This window comes from Tatumella sp. UBA2305 (assembly GCF_002345795.1).
In the GTDB taxonomy this organism is placed as follows: domain Bacteria; phylum Pseudomonadota; class Gammaproteobacteria; order Enterobacterales; family Enterobacteriaceae; genus Tatumella; species Tatumella morbirosei.
This window is the reverse complement of the sequence record NZ_DDVT01000001.1, coordinates 90,780-109,359: the sequence shown is the minus strand read 5'-3', so window position 1 is coordinate 109,359 and position 18,580 is coordinate 90,780. Positions and strand designations below refer to the sequence as shown.

At 49.1% G+C, this 18,580-nt stretch carries 20 protein-coding genes; 12 read left to right on the top strand and 8 right to left on the bottom strand.

Translation table 11 applies throughout. From position 1 onward, the window contains the following. The first annotated feature begins 2 nt into the window (after nt 1-2). From rseC to acpS, 8 genes are all read left to right on the top strand, one after another. Nucleotides 3-473 carry a SoxR-reducing system protein RseC gene (gene rseC / locus B3Z23_RS00545; protein ID WP_294900048.1) on the top strand — a complete coding sequence of 157 codons (471 nt, stop codon included), beginning with the start codon at nt 3-5 and terminating at the stop codon, nt 471-473. A 222-nt stretch (nt 474-695) separates the two neighbouring features. Further along, nucleotides 696-2,495, top strand: a complete 1,800-nt coding sequence (gene lepA, locus B3Z23_RS00540; protein WP_294900045.1) for a translation elongation factor 4 — start codon at nt 696-698, stop codon at nt 2,493-2,495. A gap of 9 nt (nt 2,496-2,504) precedes the next feature. Further along, nucleotides 2,505-3,476, top strand: a complete 972-nt coding sequence (gene lepB / locus B3Z23_RS00535) for a signal peptidase I (RefSeq protein ID WP_294900041.1) — start codon at nt 2,505-2,507, stop codon at nt 3,474-3,476. A 133-nt stretch (nt 3,477-3,609) separates the two neighbouring features. After that, complete coding sequence (gene rnc, locus B3Z23_RS00530) at nt 3,610-4,290, top strand: ribonuclease III (RefSeq protein WP_294900039.1); 681 nt, start codon at nt 3,610-3,612, stop codon at nt 4,288-4,290. Beyond that, on the top strand, nt 4,287-5,192 hold the full coding sequence (gene era, locus B3Z23_RS00525) for a GTPase Era (protein WP_294900036.1): 906 nt from the start codon (nt 4,287-4,289) through the stop codon (nt 5,190-5,192). Before rnc ends, era begins: the two co-directional genes overlap by 4 nt. A 3-nt stretch (nt 5,193-5,195) precedes the next feature. Next, entirely contained in the window at nt 5,196-5,927 is a 732-nt protein-coding gene (gene recO, locus B3Z23_RS00520) for a DNA repair protein RecO (protein ID WP_038022260.1), read from the top strand. Between the two features lie 44 nt (nt 5,928-5,971). Beyond that, nucleotides 5,972-6,703 (top strand): pyridoxine 5'-phosphate synthase, encoded by a 732-nt coding sequence (pdxJ, locus tag B3Z23_RS00515; RefSeq protein ID WP_294900032.1) that lies wholly within the window; start codon nt 5,972-5,974, stop codon nt 6,701-6,703. Next, on the top strand, nt 6,703-7,083 hold the full coding sequence (gene acpS, locus B3Z23_RS00510; protein ID WP_038022254.1) for a holo-ACP synthase: 381 nt from the start codon (nt 6,703-6,705) through the stop codon (nt 7,081-7,083). The genes pdxJ and acpS overlap by 1 nt, the downstream gene beginning before the upstream one ends. Nucleotides 7,084-7,096: 13 nt before the next feature. On the opposite strand, the gene B3Z23_RS00505 is transcribed toward acpS, so the two are convergent. Then, nucleotides 7,097-7,351, bottom strand: a complete 255-nt coding sequence (locus B3Z23_RS00505) for a YfhL family 4Fe-4S dicluster ferredoxin (protein ID WP_038022252.1) — start codon at nt 7,349-7,351, stop codon at nt 7,097-7,099. 533 nt (nt 7,352-7,884) lie between these two features. On the opposite strand from B3Z23_RS00505, the gene B3Z23_RS00500 reads away from it, so the two are divergent. Continuing rightward, a complete protein-coding gene (locus tag B3Z23_RS00500; protein ID WP_294900025.1) occupies nt 7,885-8,403 on the top strand; it encodes a type IV secretion protein Rhs in 519 nt (172 codons plus the stop codon). Next, nucleotides 8,400-8,744 carry a putative T6SS immunity periplasmic lipoprotein gene (locus B3Z23_RS00495; protein ID WP_294900022.1) on the top strand — a complete coding sequence of 115 codons (345 nt, stop codon included), beginning with the start codon at nt 8,400-8,402 and terminating at the stop codon, nt 8,742-8,744. The genes B3Z23_RS00500 and B3Z23_RS00495 overlap by 4 nt, the downstream gene beginning before the upstream one ends. A 235-nt stretch (nt 8,745-8,979) precedes the next feature. Here the strand turns inward: B3Z23_RS00495 and B3Z23_RS00490 are convergent, their stop codons facing one another. Next, nucleotides 8,980-9,807: a phytanoyl-CoA dioxygenase family protein gene (locus tag B3Z23_RS00490; RefSeq protein ID WP_294900019.1), complete on the bottom strand. Its 828-nt coding sequence runs from the start codon at nt 9,805-9,807 to the stop codon at nt 8,980-8,982. A gap of 340 nt (nt 9,808-10,147) precedes the next feature. Here B3Z23_RS00490 and yfhb point away from each other — a divergent pair, with 340 nt between their 5' ends. Further along, a complete protein-coding gene (yfhb, locus tag B3Z23_RS00485; protein WP_294900016.1) occupies nt 10,148-10,780 on the top strand; it encodes a phosphatidylglycerophosphatase C in 633 nt (210 codons plus the stop codon). Nucleotides 10,781-10,808: 28 nt separating this feature from the next. Here the strand turns inward: yfhb and B3Z23_RS00480 are convergent, their stop codons facing one another. From B3Z23_RS00480 to B3Z23_RS00460, 5 genes are read right to left on the bottom strand one after another with little or no spacing between them, the layout of a single operon-like run. Then, entirely contained in the window at nt 10,809-11,765 is a 957-nt protein-coding gene (locus tag B3Z23_RS00480) for a Csu type fimbrial protein (protein ID WP_294900013.1), read from the bottom strand. After that, nucleotides 11,755-14,121 (bottom strand): fimbria/pilus outer membrane usher protein, encoded by a 2,367-nt coding sequence (locus B3Z23_RS00475; RefSeq protein WP_294900009.1) that lies wholly within the window; start codon nt 14,119-14,121, stop codon nt 11,755-11,757. The genes B3Z23_RS00480 and B3Z23_RS00475 overlap by 11 nt, the downstream gene beginning before the upstream one ends. 2 nt (nt 14,122-14,123) lie before the next feature. Continuing rightward, nucleotides 14,124-14,885 (bottom strand): fimbrial biogenesis chaperone, encoded by a 762-nt coding sequence (locus tag B3Z23_RS00470; protein ID WP_294900006.1) that lies wholly within the window; start codon nt 14,883-14,885, stop codon nt 14,124-14,126. A 13-nt stretch (nt 14,886-14,898) separates the two neighbouring features. Next, nucleotides 14,899-15,423: a Csu type fimbrial protein gene (locus B3Z23_RS00465; protein ID WP_414716442.1), complete on the bottom strand. Its 525-nt coding sequence runs from the start codon at nt 15,421-15,423 to the stop codon at nt 14,899-14,901. Nucleotides 15,424-15,425: 2 nt separating this feature from the next. Next, the gene (locus B3Z23_RS00460; protein ID WP_294900003.1) at nt 15,426-15,989 is read right to left on the bottom strand and encodes a Csu type fimbrial protein; all 564 of its coding nucleotides are present in this window, start codon (nt 15,987-15,989) and stop codon (nt 15,426-15,428) included. A gap of 502 nt (nt 15,990-16,491) precedes the next feature. On the opposite strand from B3Z23_RS00460, the gene tadA reads away from it, so the two are divergent. After that, complete coding sequence (gene tadA / locus B3Z23_RS00455) at nt 16,492-16,989, top strand: tRNA adenosine(34) deaminase TadA (RefSeq protein WP_294899998.1); 498 nt, start codon at nt 16,492-16,494, stop codon at nt 16,987-16,989. Nucleotide 16,990: 1 nt separating this feature from the next. On the opposite strand, the gene mltF is transcribed toward tadA, so the two are convergent. Next, a complete protein-coding gene (mltF, locus tag B3Z23_RS00450; protein ID WP_294899995.1) occupies nt 16,991-18,427 on the bottom strand; it encodes a membrane-bound lytic murein transglycosylase MltF in 1,437 nt (478 codons plus the stop codon). Between the last annotated feature and the right edge of the window lie 153 nt (nt 18,428-18,580).

The following is an 18,580-nucleotide window of genomic DNA, read 5'->3' as shown; positions in this document are numbered from 1 at the left end:
TTATGATGAGAGAATGGGCAACCGTGACTTCCTGGGAAAACGGGATCGCGACACTGCATACCGAAGCAAAAACTTCCTGTAACAGCTGCAATGCACGTAAAGGTTGTGGTAGTCACCTGTTGAATAAACTGGGGCCGGAAGATGCAGAAGTGATGCAGATTACCAGTAAGCAGCCATTACAGCCTGGTCAGCGTATTGAATTAGGTATTCGTGAAAGCAGCCTGCTGGGTTCTGCGGTGCTGGTCTACATGACACCGTTACTTGGTCTGTTTATTGTTGCCGGCCTGTTTCAGGCACTTTTTCATTCTAACCTCGCTTCTGCCAGCGGTGCATTGCTGGGCGGTGTTGGAGGCTTTATTCTCTCGAAAGGCATCTCTGCATTGATTGGCGATAAAGAAGCCTTTCAGCCTGTGATCTTAAGTGTGGCGTTGCCTCCGGATTCTCTGCGCTTCGAAACGGCAGAGGGTGAGTAGTCAGAGTGACATGCCGGAGGATAATCCCCGGCCTTTCCCGCACTAAAATTTACCTTTCTCTTTAGCAATTACACCAGGTTACTGGCTTTCGTACGGGCCCTTAACAGTGTAATATGCCACCTCATTAATGAGGCTGACTCAACACGAGTAACGAGTGATGTTACTTATCATCTCTGTGCCCTGGTATTCAACAGACGTTTTTACGCGAAGATATTCATATAAATGAAGCATATAAGAAACTTTTCCATTATAGCGCACATCGATCACGGCAAATCTACGCTTTCTGATCGCCTGATTCAGACCTGCGGCGGATTGACTGACCGAGAAATGGCTGCTCAGGTTCTGGATTCAATGGAACTGGAACGTGAACGCGGTATTACCATCAAAGCACAGAGTGTTACCCTCGACTACCATGCTCAGGACGGTCAAACCTATCAGCTTAATTTTATCGATACCCCGGGCCATGTTGACTTCTCTTATGAAGTTTCCCGCTCCCTGGCTGCCTGTGAAGGTGCCTTGTTGGTAGTGGATGCAGGGCAGGGGGTAGAAGCTCAGACCCTGGCAAACTGCTATACCGCCATGGAAATGGACCTTGAGGTTGTGCCGGTACTGAACAAAATTGACCTGCCGGCGGCCGATCCAGACCGTGTCTCTCAGGAAATTGAAGACATTGTGGGTATTGATGCGACCGATGCCGTCCGCTGTTCAGCCAAAACCGGGGTGGGTGTACCGGAAGTTCTGGAACGCCTGGTTCGTGATATCCCGCCACCGGAAGGTGACCCGGAAGCTCCGTTACAGGCACTGATCATCGATTCCTGGTTCGATAACTATCTTGGGGTTGTGTCGCTGGTGCGGGTGAAGAATGGTACTCTGCGCAAAGGCGACAAAATTAAAGTGATGAGTACCGGACAGGTATACAACGCTGACCGTTTAGGTATTTTTACACCGAAACAGGTCGATCGTAGTGAACTGGGATGCGGTGAAGTTGGCTGGCTGGTATGCGCGATTAAAGATATTTTAGGCGCGCCGGTCGGGGATACTCTGACCAGTTCCCGGACTCCTGCTGAAAAAGCGTTACCTGGTTTTAAAAAAGTGAAACCGCAGGTTTACGCGGGACTGTTCCCGGTAAGCTCCGATGATTACGAGTCTTTCCGTGATGCGTTAGGTAAACTAAGCCTGAACGATGCTTCACTATTTTATGAGCCGGAAAGTTCTACGGCACTTGGCTTTGGTTTCCGTTGTGGATTCCTGGGCCTGCTGCACATGGAAATTATTCAGGAGCGTCTGGAGCGTGAGTACGATATTGATCTGATCACCACAGCCCCTACTGTAGTGTATGAAGTTCAGACCACTGACGGCAATGTGGTTTATGTCGACAGCCCGTCGAAATTGCCACCGCTGAACAATATTGAAGAATTACGCGAACCGATTGCAGAGTGTCATATGCTGGTTCCACAGGAATACCTGGGGAATGTGATTACGCTCTGTATTGAGAAACGCGGCGTGCAAACCAACATGGTTTATCATGGAAACCAGATTGCTTTAACCTACGATATTCCGATGGCCGAAGTTGTGCTTGATTTCTTCGATCGCCTGAAGTCCACTTCGCGCGGTTATGCATCTCTGGATTATAATTTTAAACGATTCCAGGCCTCTGATATGGTACGTGTTGACGTTCTGATTAACTCAGAGCGTGTCGACGCATTGGCATTGATTACCCATCGCGATAACTCGCAATACCGCGGACGTGAACTGGTTGAGAAAATGAAAGAGCTCATCCCGCGTCAGCAGTTTGACATTGCTATTCAGGCTGCTATCGGTAATCACATCATTGCCCGTTCAACAGTGAAACAATTACGTAAAAACGTTCTCGCCAAATGTTATGGCGGTGACGTGAGCCGTAAGAAAAAGCTGTTGCAAAAACAGAAAGATGGTAAAAAACGGATGAAACAGGTAGGTAACGTAGAATTACCTCAGGAAGCGTTTTTAGCCATTCTGCATGTGGGCAAGGACAACAAATAAGGACCTGGCATGGCAAATATGTTTGCACTGATTCTGGCTTTAGCTACTCTGATTACCGGAATCTTCTGGTGCATTGAAAAATTCGTCTGGGCTCCTGCCCGTCGTAAAAAGCAGCAACAGGCCCGTGAAATGGCCGGTACTGCACTGGATGAGAAAACACTGAATGCTGTGGATCGTCATCCTGGCTGGATTGAAACGGCAATCTCGGTGTTCCCGGTTTTGTTTGTCGTTTTCATCGTGCGTTCATTTGTGTTTGAGCCGTTTCAGATACCGTCCGCATCTATGATGCCGACCTTGCTGATTGGCGATTTTATTCTGGTAGAGAAATTTGCCTACGGTCTGAAAGATCCTATTACACAGACTACACTGATCCCGACCGGTCATCCGAAACGTGGCGATATCGCGGTTTTCAAATACCCGAAGGATCCCAGTGTTGACTATATTAAGCGTGTTATCGGTTTACCTGGTGATAAAATAGTCTTTGATCCTTACAGCAAAACTATCACCGTGACCCCGGGGTGTGGTTCAGGACAATGTGGCAATGCGGTACCTGTCACCTATAGTGATATGGAACCGAGTCAATTTATTCAGACCTTTAGCGGTTTTGATGGTAATGAAGTTGGAAATGGATTCTACCAGGTACCCCTTGATCAAAGCATGAAAGGTGGTTTACGCCTGGGTATTCGTAAAGAAACTATCGGCAATGTCACACATAACATCTTACTGGTGAACGAAGCACAGAGTCAGGTGAGTTCTTATTACCAGCAACCGGGACAGCAGCCAGCGACCTGGGTCGTTCCTGCCGGGGAGTACTTTATGATGGGTGATAACCGGGATAACAGTGCTGACAGCCGCTACTGGGGCTTTGTGCCTGAAAAGAACCTGGTGGGTAAAGCCGTGGCTATCTGGATGAGCTTCGAAAAACAGGAAGGCAAATGGCCTACCGGAGTTCGCCTGAGCCGTATCGGCGGCATTCATTAATACCAATGTGGGCCCGCTGTGCGGGCCTTGTTACTGACCCTGGCCGGCAGGCCACTGCACACGAAACAGAGAGAGCTGTATCAGCCCTGTTTCATGTGCAGAGCAACAGACGTCATTTAAGAGCTGGAAACGCATGAACCCCATCCTGATTAATAAGCTCCAGAGGAAACTGGGCTATACTTTCACTCAAGCAGATTTATTGCAGCAGGCTTTAACCCACCGTAGTGCCAGCAGTAAACATAACGAACGACTGGAGTTCCTGGGGGATTCCATTCTGAGTTATGTGATTGCCAATGCCTTATACCACCGTTTTCCACGCGTGGACGAAGGGGATATGAGCCGCATGCGCGCGACGCTGGTTCGTGGTAATACTCTGGCAGAAATAGCGCGGGAATTTGAACTGGGCGAATGTCTGCGGCTTGGGCCGGGAGAATTAAAAAGCGGCGGTTTTCGTCGTGAATCCATTCTGGCCGATACGGTAGAAGCACTGATCGGGGGGATTTTTCTCGACAGTGATATACAGCAAATTGAAAAGCTGATCCTTAACTGGTACCAGAGTCGCCTGGAATCGATCAGTCCTGGTGACAAACAAAAAGATCCTAAAACCCGGCTGCAGGAGTTTCTGCAGGGCCGGCATTTACCTTTACCATCTTATCTGGTGGTTCAGGTGCGTGGCGAAGCCCACGATCAGGAGTTTACCATCCATTGCCAGGTCAGCGGAATGGAAGATGCTGTGGTTGGGGTTGGTTCCAGCCGCCGCAAAGCAGAACAGGCAGCCGCCGAACAGGCGCTGATTAAGTTAGGAATTGAATGAGCGAACAATCACCCCATTGCGGTTTTATCGCAATCGTCGGCCGACCTAATGTCGGCAAATCTACATTACTGAACCAGTTACTGGGGCAGAAAATTTCGATCACCTCGCGTAAGCCACAAACCACGCGGCACCGGATTATGGGGATTGATACCCGGGATAATTACCAGGCTATCTATGTGGATACCCCGGGCCTGCATATGGAAGAAAAACGGGCTATCAACCGCCTGATGAACAAAGCTGCCAGCAGTTCTATCGGGGATGTGGAGCTGGTTATTTTCGTGGTGGAAGGGACCCGATGGACCGACGACGACGAAATGGTACTGGGTAAACTGAAGGCCGGCAAAGCGCCAGTTGTTCTGGCAATTAACAAGATTGATAACCTGCAGGATAAATCGATTCTGCTGCCTCATATCCAAATGCTGAGCCAGAAAATGAACTTCCTGGATGTGGTGCCGCTGTCGGCAGAACACGGCAATAATGTCGATACCATTGCTTCCATTGTGCATAAGCATCTGCCGGAAGCTGATCATCACTTCCCTGAAGATTATGTGACCGATCGCTCGCAACGTTTTATGGCTTCAGAAATCATCCGTGAAAAACTGATGCGTTTCCTCGGGGCAGAACTGCCGTATTCAGTGACTGTTGAAATTGAACAGTTTGTGAATAATGAGCGTGGCGGTTATGACATCCATGGTCTGATTCTGGTGGAGCGTGAAGGTCAGAAGAAGATGGTGATTGGCAACAAAGGTGCCAAAATCAAAACCATCGGCATTGAAGCCCGTAAAGATATGGAACAGATGTTTGAAGTTAAGGTTCATCTGGAGCTGTGGGTAAAAGTGAAATCCGGCTGGGCGGACGACGAACGTGCGTTACGCAGCCTGGGTTATACCGACGACCTCTGATTTATGGAAGGCTGGCAACGCGCCTTTGTGCTGCATAGTCGCCCGTACAGCGAAACCAGTTTGTTACTGGATCTGTTCAGTGAAAACGAAGGACGGGTACGGGTGTTGGCCAAAGGTGCGCGGGCCAAACGTTCGCAGTTAAAAGGGGCATTGCAGCCATTTACCCCGCTGCTGGTCCGTTGGTCTGGTAAAGGAGATATCAGAACACTACGCAGTGCCGAAGCTGTTTCTCTGGCACTGCCGCTTAACGGGACCTATCTGTATTGCGGTTTGTATGTTAATGAACTGCTGTCCCGTGTCCTGGGACAGGAAATTCCTTTCTCCGAACTCTTCTTTGATTATCTTCACTGTATTCAGGGGCTGGCCGCAGCAACAGGGTCTGCCGAACCTGTGTTACGCCGCTTTGAACTGGCGGTGCTTGGCCATCTGGGTTATGGCGTCGATTTTTTGCACTGTGCCGGCAGCGGTGAACCTGTCAGTGAAACCATGACTTACAGTTATCGTGAGGAAAAGGGTTTTATTGCCAGTCTGGTGGTTAACCAGCGCAGCTTTACCGGGCGTCAGTTGCTGGCACTGTATTCCCGGGAATTTCCTGACAGTGATACGCTGCGGGCTGCAAAACGTTTTACACGTATGGCCCTGAAGCCTTATCTTGGTGGAAAGCCGCTAAAAAGCCAGGAGCTATTCCGGCAATTTACTTTACCTGTTGCCGTGCCACCACAAAACAAATCGTAAACGGGTTGCCCGGCAGGGTGTGTTTATTAAGACTGAGGATTGTCATGACGGAACTATTATTAGGGGTCAATATTGACCATATCGCGACCCTGCGCAATGCCCGTGGTACCCGCTATCCGGATCCTGTACAGGCCGCATTTATTGCTGAGCAGGCAGGTGCTGACGGGATTACGGTGCATCTACGTGAAGATCGGCGTCATATTACCGATCGTGATATCCGTTTGCTGCGCGATACTATTCAGACCCGGATGAATCTGGAGATGGCGGTCACCGAAGAAATGATCACTATTGCCTGTGAAGTTCGTCCTCATTTCTGTTGTCTGGTACCGGAAAATCGTCAGGAAGTGACAACGGAAGGTGGGCTGGATGTGGCGGGTCAACAGCAGAAGCTTAATGATGCTGTGAAACGTCTGACAGAGGCCGGGATTTTGGTTTCTCTGTTTATCGATGCAGATCACCGACAGATCGATGCAGCCGTTACCGCGGGTGCGCCCTATATCGAGATTCATACCGGTGCTTATGCCGAAGCCGCTGAAGGTCCGGAGCAGGACGCGGAACTGGCACGTATCCGTGAAGCGGCGGAATACGCGGCTTCACTAGGGCTGAAAGTGAATGCAGGCCATGGTCTGACTTACCACAACGTGTTACCGGTTGCAGCTATCCCGCAAATGCATGAACTTAATATCGGCCATTCAATCATTGGTCAGGCGGTGATCGGCGGACTGGCAGAAGCGGTACGCGAAATGAAAGTGTTGTTGAGAGAATCGCGTCGGTAATGGCTATTCTGGGCTTGGGTACAGACATTGTCGAGATTGAGCGTATCGAACAAGTGATTAGCCGCTCTGGTGACAGGCTGGCACGCCGTGTGCTGACGGAGTTCGAATGGCAACAATATCAGCAGCACCATCAGCCAGTCCGTTTTCTGGCGAAGCGCTTTGCGGTGAAAGAGGCGGTCGCAAAAGCCTTTGGTACCGGTATCAGGGGAGGGCTGGCTTTTAATCAGTTTGAAGTCTATAACGATGCGCTAGGTAAGCCCTGCCTGCGTTTTTTTGGCCAGGCCAACAGCCTTGCAGAAGATTTAGGGGTACGAAATGTTCATGTCACCCTGGCTGATGAACGCCGCTATGCCTGTGCGACGGTGATTCTGGAAAACTGACACACTGGTATGCTCAGGCGGAATGCCACAGTGTGACAAATTTTTCCCATAAAGCTTCAGTAGTTTCTGTCTGCTGCGGATCAGTAATGATCGTATTATTGATCGGGCAGACACTCTGACAGGTTGGTGCATCGTAATGGCCGATACACTCTGTACAACGCTCTGCATCAATCTGATAAATCGTATCGCCCATTGAAATTGCCTGGTTAGGACATTCCGGCTCACACATATCGCAATTAATACAACGCTTAGTAATTAGTAAAGCCACTTCAGTCATTTACCTTTTTTGTCTTCTATAATCAATTGGTTATATGCAATTTGAATTCCTTACGATGATTAACCATCTGTGGATTTGTACAGTATAAAAAACACTGTACACTCGCTTGCGTAACACAAAACCGCAACACAGACCGAAAATCGCCATCTTAAAAAGCCTCATGTGCGAGCCTGTCTCACGATGGGGCATAGGATAAGGAATTTCAATGCCGCGCACTGTAACACATAACCCCACAAAGCCCAATGTTGATGGGTTTTTGAACAATTTCGTAGGGTGGTGCGCAGGTGATCCACAAATGAGTCCCGGCTTTATAATGAAAATAATACTTAAGCTGCTGACGTCTTAGAAAATTAAAACCTGATGATATCCCACGGCTAGCCACGTTATTTTGGTGCAGTTTTGTGATCACTGTAACGGGCAGATTTCTGAAAATCGACTGACCAGACTGGAATCCGTTGGACGTAAAGTGACCCGTTGTTATAAGGTCTTTCCTGAAGTAACGGATAATGAGGGAAGGAGTCCCGATGCTTAAAAAAGGTGGTTTGCGATTATTAACTCCGGGCGAAATTCGTCTGGCCACTGAGTTGTATGGCCGTAGTATTCGGTACAATCGGGTCTGGGTTCATCACGGCAGTTACTTGCCATTGGGTATGCAGGAAAATAATACGGCGATGACACCTTCTGGTGAAATATGGTTTGAAACTAATGTTTACCGCGATGATTACTCAAAGACCTTGCCGGATGCGCAACATTTATTTATGCATGAAATGATGCATATCTGGCAATATCAGCGAGGTATGAATGTCAAAACACGTGGTTTGTTTTCCTGGGCGGTAAATTACAAATATAATTTTAATAAAAAAATGTTATCAGGCTACCCAATGGAGCAACAGGCAAGTATCGTCGCAGATTATTGGTTGCTCACCAGGTTCGGTTTTAACGGTTATGAACGTATCATCAATTATGCAGCTTTTGATAAAAATGAACCTAAAAGGTCTTTAATTTCAAAATACAAGAAAGTCCTGGGAGGTTTTCCGCTATGATTAAATATTTTTATATGTCTTTTTTATTTTTTCTGTTGTCAGGTTGTACCGGTGACAGGTTGGTTTTTCGTAATAAAGGCAATGCCGTTGTAAGTAAAGATAGTATATGCATTACATCGAAACCTGGCGATGTTTTGGAGTATTACATGCTAAGTTATTCTGTGAATAATTATCATCCACCATTAAATATGGAGGAAGATATTGCTAAAAAATATCCCGAAACATGTATAAAGACCGAATTAAAAAATAATGCTGCTTATGGTCTGATTTACACAATGAGCGGAAAAAACTATCGATTTGAATTCAATATTGATGCTAACGGAAAAGTAACTAAAGTATAACAGATAACAATTTGCTGGAACTCCCACCCTGCTGTGTGGCGGGTGGGAGAGGTACAGGTTAAGCTTGCGCGTCGTAGACGGTCGCTTAGGCCACACCGGTTTTACCGGTTTCGCATACCGCTTTCACTACCCCGGCAGGGATATTGGGAGGAGCTCAGGTTTTGTCCCCCGGTTTTCTCTCTGGCTGAAAAGAGTTGCCCCTTCAGTAGAATAAAGAGGCAGCTAAAGTTCAGGTTCATGCTACCGATTTTGTCGGCCAGACCTGTGGAAAAATCGGGGAGATTAGTGGCTCGCCATCTTTCAGGGTCAGCTCAGGGAACGGAGGGGAGGTCACTCCGCCACGATCGACAAATACGGCATCATCACCTACCCAACGGGCTGAGAAAACCCTGCGGGAATGGGCTGAGTGATTTCCTGCTGCGCCGTGCACTGTCCGGTAATGGAAGGCTATCGCATCACCCGGTTCTACCGCCCAACTGACAATGTCGTATTCATCAGCATGTGCCTCAATGTCCGGCATCTCTTTAAAATTCTTATGCTCGTAAAGTTTGGTGCCGTTAAACCGGGTCGGACTGAATTCATCACCCCATAAGTGTGACCCACGAATGCAACGCAGAGAGATGGATTGCTCTACCGGATCCAGCGGTATCCACAGGCTGACATTCTGCCGGCCTTCAACACAATAATAGGGCTGGTCATGATGCCAGGGAGTGATGGTGCTGCCGCCAGGCTGTTTCACCAGGGTATGTTCATGGAAAAAACGAGCTGTTTCGGATTGCATCAGCCGTGCAGCGATTTCTGCTGCCGGAGAATTAAACACAAAGTCTTCAAAGGTTTTGATTCGGGACCAGTTACAATAATCCTGGAAAAAAGGTGCCGATCCGTCTTTTGGGATCACCGTGCGGGCAAAACCGTATTCGCTGGGGTTTGCCATCAGCTCACTGATGCCCTCTGCCAGGGTTTCGACCCAGGGTTTAAAGACTCCCTTCAGTAACACCACCCCATCTTTCTGAAACGTTTCTACTGTCTGATCATTAATTAAAACCGGTGGTTCTTTAGTCATTTCCGGAAATCCTGTCGCAGTTTATCGGGTCTTAACAGGGTGCAATTCCTATTCCGTTACTGAGAGGCCCCGGACAGCATTTTTATTCCCTGAAACAATATTTATTTTTATCTGTATGTTTTAATAGTTTTTTTAGGGTGCTTCCAGAGAGCAGGGCGGGTAAGAGGGAAAGAAGATTGCTGTGACCATTTACGGGCGTCTTCATTTTGTTGCACCACAAAAGCGCACCGGCACGCAGTGATATCAGGATGACACCCGTATAATAGTGACTCAGCGTAATATGGGTTTAATATGAGGGTGTTATACAAAGCTGGCTAACAGGCCGGAATAACAGGAATGTATGATGAAACCAACACAACGCATCGTATTTTTTGATCTTGACGGTACACTACACAAGCAGGATCTGTTTGGTTGCTATCTGCGCTACTGCCTGGCACGCCAGCCGGTCAATCTGTTGCCGGTGATATTGTTTGCTCCGGTGATTATCGGCGCCCTGTTGGTGAACAAATCGGCACGCTGGCCAGTGAGCCTGTTGTTGTGGGCGGTAACGGTGGGGCACAGCGAAAAATTTTTACAGCAACAGGAAAAAGCGTTTTGTCAGTGGGCTCAGCTACAGATCACCCCTTTCCCCGCGGTTCTTCGGCGTCTTTATGGCTATTTACAGGAAGCCGACACTCGTGTGTGGTTAGTGACCGGTTCTCCACAGTCGCTGGTTGAAGGTATTTATGGATCAGCCTCCTTCCTCTCTCAGGTGAGCCTGATTGGCTCTCAGATGCAACGGCGCTTCGGTGGCAGAGTGCTTAGCCTGCGCTGTTTTGGCCGACAAAAAGTGATCGAACTTGAACAACGCATCGGCTGTTTACCAAAGCTATATAGCGGTTACAGTGACAGCAACTTCGATACACCGTTGATGAACTGCTGTCAGTATCGCTGGCGTATTACGGCCAGCGGCAGCATACAGCAACTTGACTAATGCGGTTTCCACCACTGTCTGATTAAGATTAATAGGTGACGGTCACGGTGACGGTATCACTATAGCTACCCGCCGGTTTATTGGTCTGGGTGGTATCAACGGTGGCCGTATAGTTGACCGTTTGTGAGTCGCCGGTGCCGGTTTCGCTCAAATCATTATCGGTCGTCCATGCGGTTCCGTCCGGCTGATAGAACTGATACAACAAGTAATGGGTCGTTCCGTCACTGGTGGATGCCATTTGCCGGAAATCACCGCTCAGCGGATTGCTACTGGTCAGGTTGATTTTATAGGCGGCATTTTTGGTGCAACGCACCGTTAATGCACTGGCGATCGAAGCAAAATCTGCCGGCAAGGCTGCACTACCAAAATTGACATTTGGCGCATCCACAATTGCGCAGTCATTGGTTACTTCTGCCGAGAAAAGCACTGTCGAAGTTGCCGACCCAGTGGTATAGACACATAATCCCAGCAGCCCGATAAAACAGATATTGTAATTCCACTTAATGACAATACTGTCAGTATAGGTCCCGGCCGGGACATTCAGTCCGGCTGCAGTATGGATATACAGCGGTAAGGTTCCATCACTGGAATTAAATAATCCCAGTAACCCCAGCAGGGATGTTGACGTCCATGTGATGGTCTGACCTATTGAGTAAGTCGAAGAACAGTCCGAAGCAGCACAGATAGTATAGGGAATGCTGGCCCCGGAGCTGCTGCTGACCATTTGTGGAGTGGTGCCGCTTTCACCGGCAGAGGAGGTGAGGGTAGCAGTAATGGTATTAGTACTAAGCAGAGTTAATAATCCGCCTGAGCAGGTGAAACCCGAACCGGTTTCAACCGTTTCAGCGTTACTGGCTAAGGTGAAGGAACTGACGGAGCCAAAATCACCGGTGGACGAAATGGTGCTACAGTCTGCCATTGCAAAATGCGAAATAGCCGACAGTAACAACAGGAGCAGTCTCAGGGCTAAGGTGTTAATTTTCATGCAATGCCTCCGTGACTGGGGCTGACGGACAAATGATTGGGCCGATAGTGGCGGGTACAGTGGTCACTGCAGGCAGGTCAAAAGTGTAATGACAGGTTCCGTTGGCGGTCATAATTTCCAGTCGGTTATGCCGGCTAAGATGAGAAAGCCAGGCCTGCCCGTCATAACCGACCACACCAGTCTGCCCACTGTTTATTTCATCTACCGGGGTACCCACCGGTAAAGGGTGGTGGTGTTGATCGGTCACCGTCAGCACGGCGGAACGGACTTTCTCCACGGTGAAATGCACAATCGCACCGCTGCCTTCCCGTACTGCGACTTTTTGTTCTGATACCGGGACATCGGTATCTGTCGGAAAATCCATGGTGTTAATCGAGACTTTGCCCGGGTACCAGGCCGAAACCCAGGGGATGAGCAGATGGCCATTGCTGTCGGTATCGCCGACATGGCGGTTTTCATAGCTGATACTGGCTTTTGGGTATCCGTCAGTATCGGCTACAATAAAAGCATCATTAATCCGGCGAGAGAAGAACAGGTCGTTATCCATGACAACGACAGACCCGCTGGCCTCAAACCACTGATTAGACTGCCCACGGGTACCGTAAAATCCGCCACTGAGGCTTGAATAACGGTTTAACCATGTCAGATTAAGTTGGTTATAGCTGTCTCCGTTGATGGAATGCGCCACCGTCCATCCGAGACCACCATCGACAGGAGCGGTTCGGGTATACTCCAGCCTGTTGGTAATCTGCCCGTTTGCCGCGAGACTTGAGGAGCTGTTCACCACTGACTGGTCGCCCCATGGAATAGTAATTTGTGCCACCCCGGTGACTGAGTGACTCCCGAGGTCTCTGTTCAGACTCAGGCTAAGGCTGGAATTTCCCCCCAGACTATGGCTCCATGAGAAATTAGCCAGTCGTGTGCGTGTACCGTCATTAGCCTGCACCGAAAAGTAACCCAGTCCAAAAGTGCCGAACACTTTACCTGAAGGAATGATGCTAACGGTGGCCTGATCAGCCCGTCGGCTTAACGTGGTACGGGTATCTAAAGTAGACAGATCCTGATAATCACCACTGACACTAATATGCTGAAGACTCAGGCTCCAGTACTTACTGTAATAGGACCAGCCGGAAGTGTACTGATAACCTCTGTCATGCCGGTTATCCTGGCTGCTACTGGCCGACAGACTGACCGTACCCAGCCGGCCTGGGGTGAAATCGGCACCCAGCCCTGCAAGCATCAGTCCGTTACTGACTTCGCTGTGAACAGTTCCGGTCAACTGGTTACTCAGTCCGTAGCGGTAAATTCCGCTCACCGCCGCGTTACCGTAGTCTGCGTTGTCGAGCCCATAGTTACGTCGCAGGCTACCTGCCGAGAAATCAAAGTCACTCAGCCCTTTGGCCAGCAGTTTATTGGACACATAAAACGGGATAGAGGTGGATACCTGGCGGCCCAGTGCATCGGTGGTGACCACCGTTGCTTCTCCGGCACCATTGATGTACGGCACATTGGTCAGGCTGTAGGGGCCGGAATTTACGGACTGGCTGCTGGCTTTATAGCCGTTGACAAACAAATCGACGGTGCCGGGTACTGTAGCGACTCCGCTCCAGTTCAGTAGTGGGTAGGTTACCAGGTCAGGCCTGACAGTGAAGTTACGGCTAATACGTATTCCCCCCATACGCACTGAGCGACTCCATGTCACTGAATCACTGACAAAATCACCCGCCTGAATACTGATGAGTTTTGAGGGATCACTATATTTCCAGACGGTATCATACCTGACATAGCCTGAAGGCGTACCGCGCTCACCCGCGAACTGGTTTCGCCAGACACCGGTCTGTGAAACGGTTCCTGCGTTACCAAACCAGCGTCCTTCCAGCAAGGTACTTGTTGATGTTCCACCGTAGGGTGATCTCAGACTGTAGGAGTCATAATTAAACAGCAGGCCACTGCTACTGACGGGGCGGAGACTGTTTCTTGAAAAGCCACTGTCAAGCCGTTGTTCAGGCAACCACTGGTCGGGCACCTGCAAATTTAGCACCTGCCTGGCACTGTCGTACCGGGGGGTTACCTGTGGTAACTCTGATACATCGGTTAAACCGGTGGTTTGTTCCAGACGCAGATGTGCTTTTAACAATGGAAGGGCATCTATCCAGTAATGGCCATGCTTTACCTGTACCGGTACCAGACCCGGTGATGGCGTCCCATTCACCGACAGTGTCAGATACAACGTATAACTATCGTTTTCACCACTACTGAGAGTTGGCGGAGGCAGTTGACTGTAGTCGTCGGCCAGTGCCAGCGCCGGTAACGAACAGGCAATACTTAACCACAGTGGGCGGAAAACGTTAGGCATCGTTATCTGTCGGCTGCAATGCCGACCGGAGCTACATTATCCGCCAATCGGCTGAATAAAGAATTTCCCGGGGTTTGATGTGCGGGTAGTGGAAAATGAACGGTTTGTCCCGGCAGCACATAGCCCAAAAAGCCTTTAGAAATGAAGGCTAAAGGATGCCGTGCATCATTCCCCCAAAAAATATCACTCAGACGCGCATGCATCTCACCATGATTCGTGATGGCTAAAACCGCCTGCCCTTTATCTCTGACAATTTTCCAGCTCAGGTTGCGTTGGATAGCACTGACTGGCCCGTCCTGACTGACAGGGGCGATACCCTGCCCGTAAAGAAAGAGTGGCAATACATAGCGCATCCGCATAATCAGGCCGGAATTGTTGCCATTATCCTGAGAAGCCGCACTGCCAGGTATCTCATCAATAACAATCCGGTATGCATCTTCACGTTGCGGTGCAGTAGGCTGAATACGTATTAAGCGAATAAGTTGTCTCTGGCCTGGCTGGACCGTAACAAAGGGCGGGCTGGCCAGCACTGCCTTTTGATCAGAATAGACCGTGGCGGAATTGTGCTGCTGCCATTTAAAAATCCGCAACTGTAAAGTCACCGCACTGTAACCCCGGTTCTGCAGCCATAATTCTGAGCCTTTGTCTGTACTGCTGATGGTCTGAAAAATTGGCCAGACTAATACCGAACTGGCCGCCCGGGCGTTGATTCCCCGGGCAGACAACAGGATTAACAGTGCAGATAAATAATATTTAATTTTCATATAAGCAAACTTCTTAATAGGTCAGGGTAACAGTCACTGTGTCGGTGTAAGTGCCAGAGGCAGGTAAACCCGTGACCGGAAATAACCGGCCATAAATCGTGTAGGTCTGGGTAGTATCAGGGAAAGAGGCGACACTGTAAGCCAGAGCATCGGTGCCCCAGACAGTGGAGTGTGCTGCGTCCTGGTACAACTGATATCCCAGCGTTGCTTCGGTGGCACTGTTTTCCAGATAACGTTCAGTGGATGAGCCGCCATGAAGGCCGTAATCCAGGGCAATGGATACTGACATTCCAGGGGTACAGGTAACAATCACCGAACCTGCGCCCGGGGTACTGGCAACATCCACATTACCGGCAATCGACGACATCGATCCAAAATCAATGCTGCCGAAATTAGTGACTGTGTCATTAGTGTCAGTACCCAGAGCACATCCGCTGGTGATCACCGAAGATACGGTAAAGCTACTGGTTGTCGTATCTGCGGTGGCCACCACAGGTAGTACCGAAAACAGCACCACTAAAACAATGGTGCGTTTTATACTCACCAGGAGAGCGTGGCAGTCACTGTGTCGCTGTAAGTTCCTGAAGCAGGAGTTGTGGTAGTTTGACCATCAGGCACAATACGACCGTAGATCGGGATACTTTGTGCGGTGCCATCTGCAGTCAGAGAAACCTGGCCGCCAGGTTCAATTTCGCTGGTATGGTTGGCATCAGAATAGAGATGATAAGCAATGTCGGTGGTCGTGGTGCCGCTGGTGTTGACCATGTTCCGGACATCACTTGCTTCGTTCAGCCCCCCATCCAGAGTCATGGTGGGAGTCAGGCCCTCAGTACAGGTGATGGTAACGGCGTTGGTGCCGTCAGAACCAAGAACGGTTCCATTAATCGCGGCGGTCAAATCAGAATAAGTCCCGAAATTCAGCGTTCCCCAGCTGTTGGTTCCGGAAGAAGAACTGCCATTTGTTACTGCGCAGCCCTCTTTTATAGTGACCTGGACGCCCACTTGTCCGGATAAAGTGCCTTCTGCCGCACTGGCTACGGAGGGGACCACGCTGGTTGTCAATACGTAACCTAAAGCACATAACAGCATCTTGTTGATTTTCATGAAATAACCTTTTGCAGTGTGTATTTAGTCTGATGAGTGAAAAATCTGACTGATTTGAAACAGAGTGTTTCGCACGTGCCGTGACCGAATGCATGAAACTCTGGCCTGACGTCAGAATTATTATTGGTTAATTTGATTTAACATTTGCGCTACCAGACTATCATACGGCTAAGATTAATCTCAAAGGGTTATTCACCTTTCATGTAAGCGTTTGTTTAGGGTGCGTCTGGATTATTTATCATTTAAAACATATATTTAAGTATATGTTTCTTTAAAATGCATTGTTGATACAATGAGTTATACGAGAAAATCAATATTAAATATCCAGATTTTCGGAATAAGGAGTATTAAATTTCATTTCTATAATAAGTTTTATTTATTATTAAGTTCCGGGGGATGACACTCTCAAGGCTTCACTGATAAGGGTCCGGAACGTACGAATCTCGCATTCATCTGTGATCCCGGTATAATGCGCCGCGATGAGAACCTGCGGGGACGGAATGTGACCGAAAAAAATGACGAGTACTGGATGCGACATGCGTTAATGCTGGCAAAACGGGCTCAGGATAATAATGAAGTCCCGGTCGGAGCCGTTCTGATCTGGCAGGGGAGCATTATTGCTGAGGGGTGGAACCACCCGGTAGCATCTCATGATCCGACCGCGCATGCTGAAATTATGGCGCTGCGTCAGGGCGGAAAAGCGCTGGGTAATTACCGGTTACTGGACACAACCTTATATGTCACCCTGGAACCTTGTGTCATGTGTGCGGGAGCGATGGTACATAGTCGAATTTCCCGACTGGTGTTTGGAGCGGCTGATGCCAAAACCGGTGCAGCAGGTTCGCTGTTGGATGTGCCAGGGCATCCGGGCATGAACCATAAAATGTCCGTGACTGGCGGAGTACTGGCTGATGAGTGTGCCGCTCAGTTAAGTGATTTCTTCCGTTTACGCAGGGCACAAAAAAAAGCGCTGCGACTGGCGCAGCGGGAAAATCAGTAACTCAGTTCATGGCAATTTGCGGTTCGCTGGTGGTCGCCGGAACTGTATCCGGTTGACGTCTTTTCTGTACTTCCTGCAAATAGCCAACCAGGCTGATGTTGTATTTCCTGATATTTTCGACGTAATTATAGGCTTCACCGCCACGGGCGTAGCCATAGGTTGTCTGACTATAGTAGCGCTTCTGTTCCAGCAACGGCAGTCGGGTTTTCACATCGGTCCAACTGTCCGGATTGCCTCCCTGTTTCATCGTCAGCTTTCTGGCATCCATCATGTGTGCGTAGCCAATATTATAGGCCGTCAGGGCAAACCAGATGCGTTCATCCGGAGGAATAGTTTCCGGCATTTTTTCCATCAGTTTCTGTAAATACTGGCTGCCTCCACGAATGCTCTCCGCTGCGTCGAGCCGGTCACTGACTTCCAGACTATCCGCCGTGTTACGTGTCAGCATCATCATTCCTCTGACACCCGTCGGTGAGGTTGCTTGTGGATCCCAGTGAGATTCCTGATAGGCAATCGCGGCCAGTAATCGCCAGTCGATCTGGCTGGCATATTTCTTGAATAACGGTTGCAGGGAAGGCAGAGTACTGTCAATCGCACGCAAAAATGTCCGGGTATCGACGTAATCAAAGCTGCCGGTGTGACCTAAATATTTCTCATCCAGCCGGGCCAGTGTGCCTTCTTCATTAATACTGTTATAAAAGTCGAGCAGTGCTGCATTCAGGCTGTCATCAGAGGATTTAGCCATATACCAGTTTACCGGGACTTCATTGGTGACATCAAAAGCCACGGCTAACCGGGGATGAATGCGTTGCATCATACCGATAGTGACAGAATCACCAAGGGTATAATCCAGCTTCCCATCTGCAACCCGCTCCAGCATCTCTTGAGGACTGAGCTTTTTCTCGATTTCCCAGCTCAGTTGTGGAAATTTCCCCTGTTTCGCGGCTTCCAGTGTCGGAACGAATGAGGACTCTGACGGGACCGCTAATGTGCCATGCAAATCACCGAGGTTTTTTGGCCGCGGCTTATCTACACGATAAACCAGTTGTTGTGTCGTGGAATAGTAGGCCGGGCCACTACGATATTGCGCCTGACGAGCGCTGTCCCAGGTCAGGCCCGCCGTCAGCAGGTCTGCCCGGTGATGATTCAGGTCATCAAACAGGCTTTCAATATTCGGGCGAACGGTTACCTCCAGCTTTACGCCCAGATAATCTGCAAAGCGTTTTGCCAGTTCGTAATCCATCCCCGTGGGATTGTTATTGATCTTTTGCCAGGTCAGTGACGAATTTATGGTGCTGACACGCAAAACTCCGCGCGATTTAATCTGCGCCAGAGTGTCTTGTGAACCTGAATGCCAGGGGATCGCAGGCCATAAAGCCATTGCCAGTAATAGAGTGACAAGACCGATCAAAAGATAATTAAACTTTAAGCATTTCAAGTATTTATCTCGTTAATCAGCGTCGGGTTCAGCCTTTTGGCAGGATAAAATAAACAGGAATAGTACCCCAACGCGAAGTGCATTCTGAGCAACAAAAAGGCAAAGAGCAACTTTTATAGCAAGAAATGTGTGTTTTTTAATCGGCAATTTAAC

Bases quoted from the DNA above. Each gene is read 5' to 3' on its own strand.
- rseC (WP_294900048.1), top strand. From the start codon at position 3: ATGATGAGAGAATGGGCAACCGTGACTTCCTGGGAAAACGGGATCGCG.
- lepA (WP_294900045.1), top strand. From the start codon at position 696: ATGAAGCATATAAGAAACTTTTCCATTATAGCGCACATCGATCACGGC.
- lepB (WP_294900041.1), top strand. From the start codon at position 2,505: ATGGCAAATATGTTTGCACTGATTCTGGCTTTAGCTACTCTGATTACC.
- rnc (WP_294900039.1), top strand. From the start codon at position 3,610: ATGAACCCCATCCTGATTAATAAGCTCCAGAGGAAACTGGGCTATACT.
- era (WP_294900036.1), top strand. From the start codon at position 4,287: ATGAGCGAACAATCACCCCATTGCGGTTTTATCGCAATCGTCGGCCGA.
- recO (WP_038022260.1), top strand. From the start codon at position 5,196: ATGGAAGGCTGGCAACGCGCCTTTGTGCTGCATAGTCGCCCGTACAGC.
- pdxJ (WP_294900032.1), top strand. From the start codon at position 5,972: ATGACGGAACTATTATTAGGGGTCAATATTGACCATATCGCGACCCTG.
- acpS (WP_038022254.1), top strand. From the start codon at position 6,703: ATGGCTATTCTGGGCTTGGGTACAGACATTGTCGAGATTGAGCGTATC.
- B3Z23_RS00500 (WP_294900025.1), top strand. From the start codon at position 7,885: ATGCTTAAAAAAGGTGGTTTGCGATTATTAACTCCGGGCGAAATTCGT.
- B3Z23_RS00495 (WP_294900022.1), top strand. From the start codon at position 8,400: ATGATTAAATATTTTTATATGTCTTTTTTATTTTTTCTGTTGTCAGGT.
- B3Z23_RS00490 (WP_294900019.1), bottom strand. From the start codon at position 9,807: ATGACTAAAGAACCACCGGTTTTAATTAATGATCAGACAGTAGAAACG.
- yfhb (WP_294900016.1), top strand. From the start codon at position 10,148: ATGATGAAACCAACACAACGCATCGTATTTTTTGATCTTGACGGTACA.
- B3Z23_RS00480 (WP_294900013.1), bottom strand. From the start codon at position 11,765: ATGAAAATTAACACCTTAGCCCTGAGACTGCTCCTGTTGTTACTGTCG.
- B3Z23_RS00475 (WP_294900009.1), bottom strand. From the start codon at position 14,121: ATGCCTAACGTTTTCCGCCCACTGTGGTTAAGTATTGCCTGTTCGTTA.
- B3Z23_RS00470 (WP_294900006.1), bottom strand. From the start codon at position 14,885: ATGAAAATTAAATATTATTTATCTGCACTGTTAATCCTGTTGTCTGCC.
- B3Z23_RS00460 (WP_294900003.1), bottom strand. From the start codon at position 15,989: ATGAAAATCAACAAGATGCTGTTATGTGCTTTAGGTTACGTATTGACA.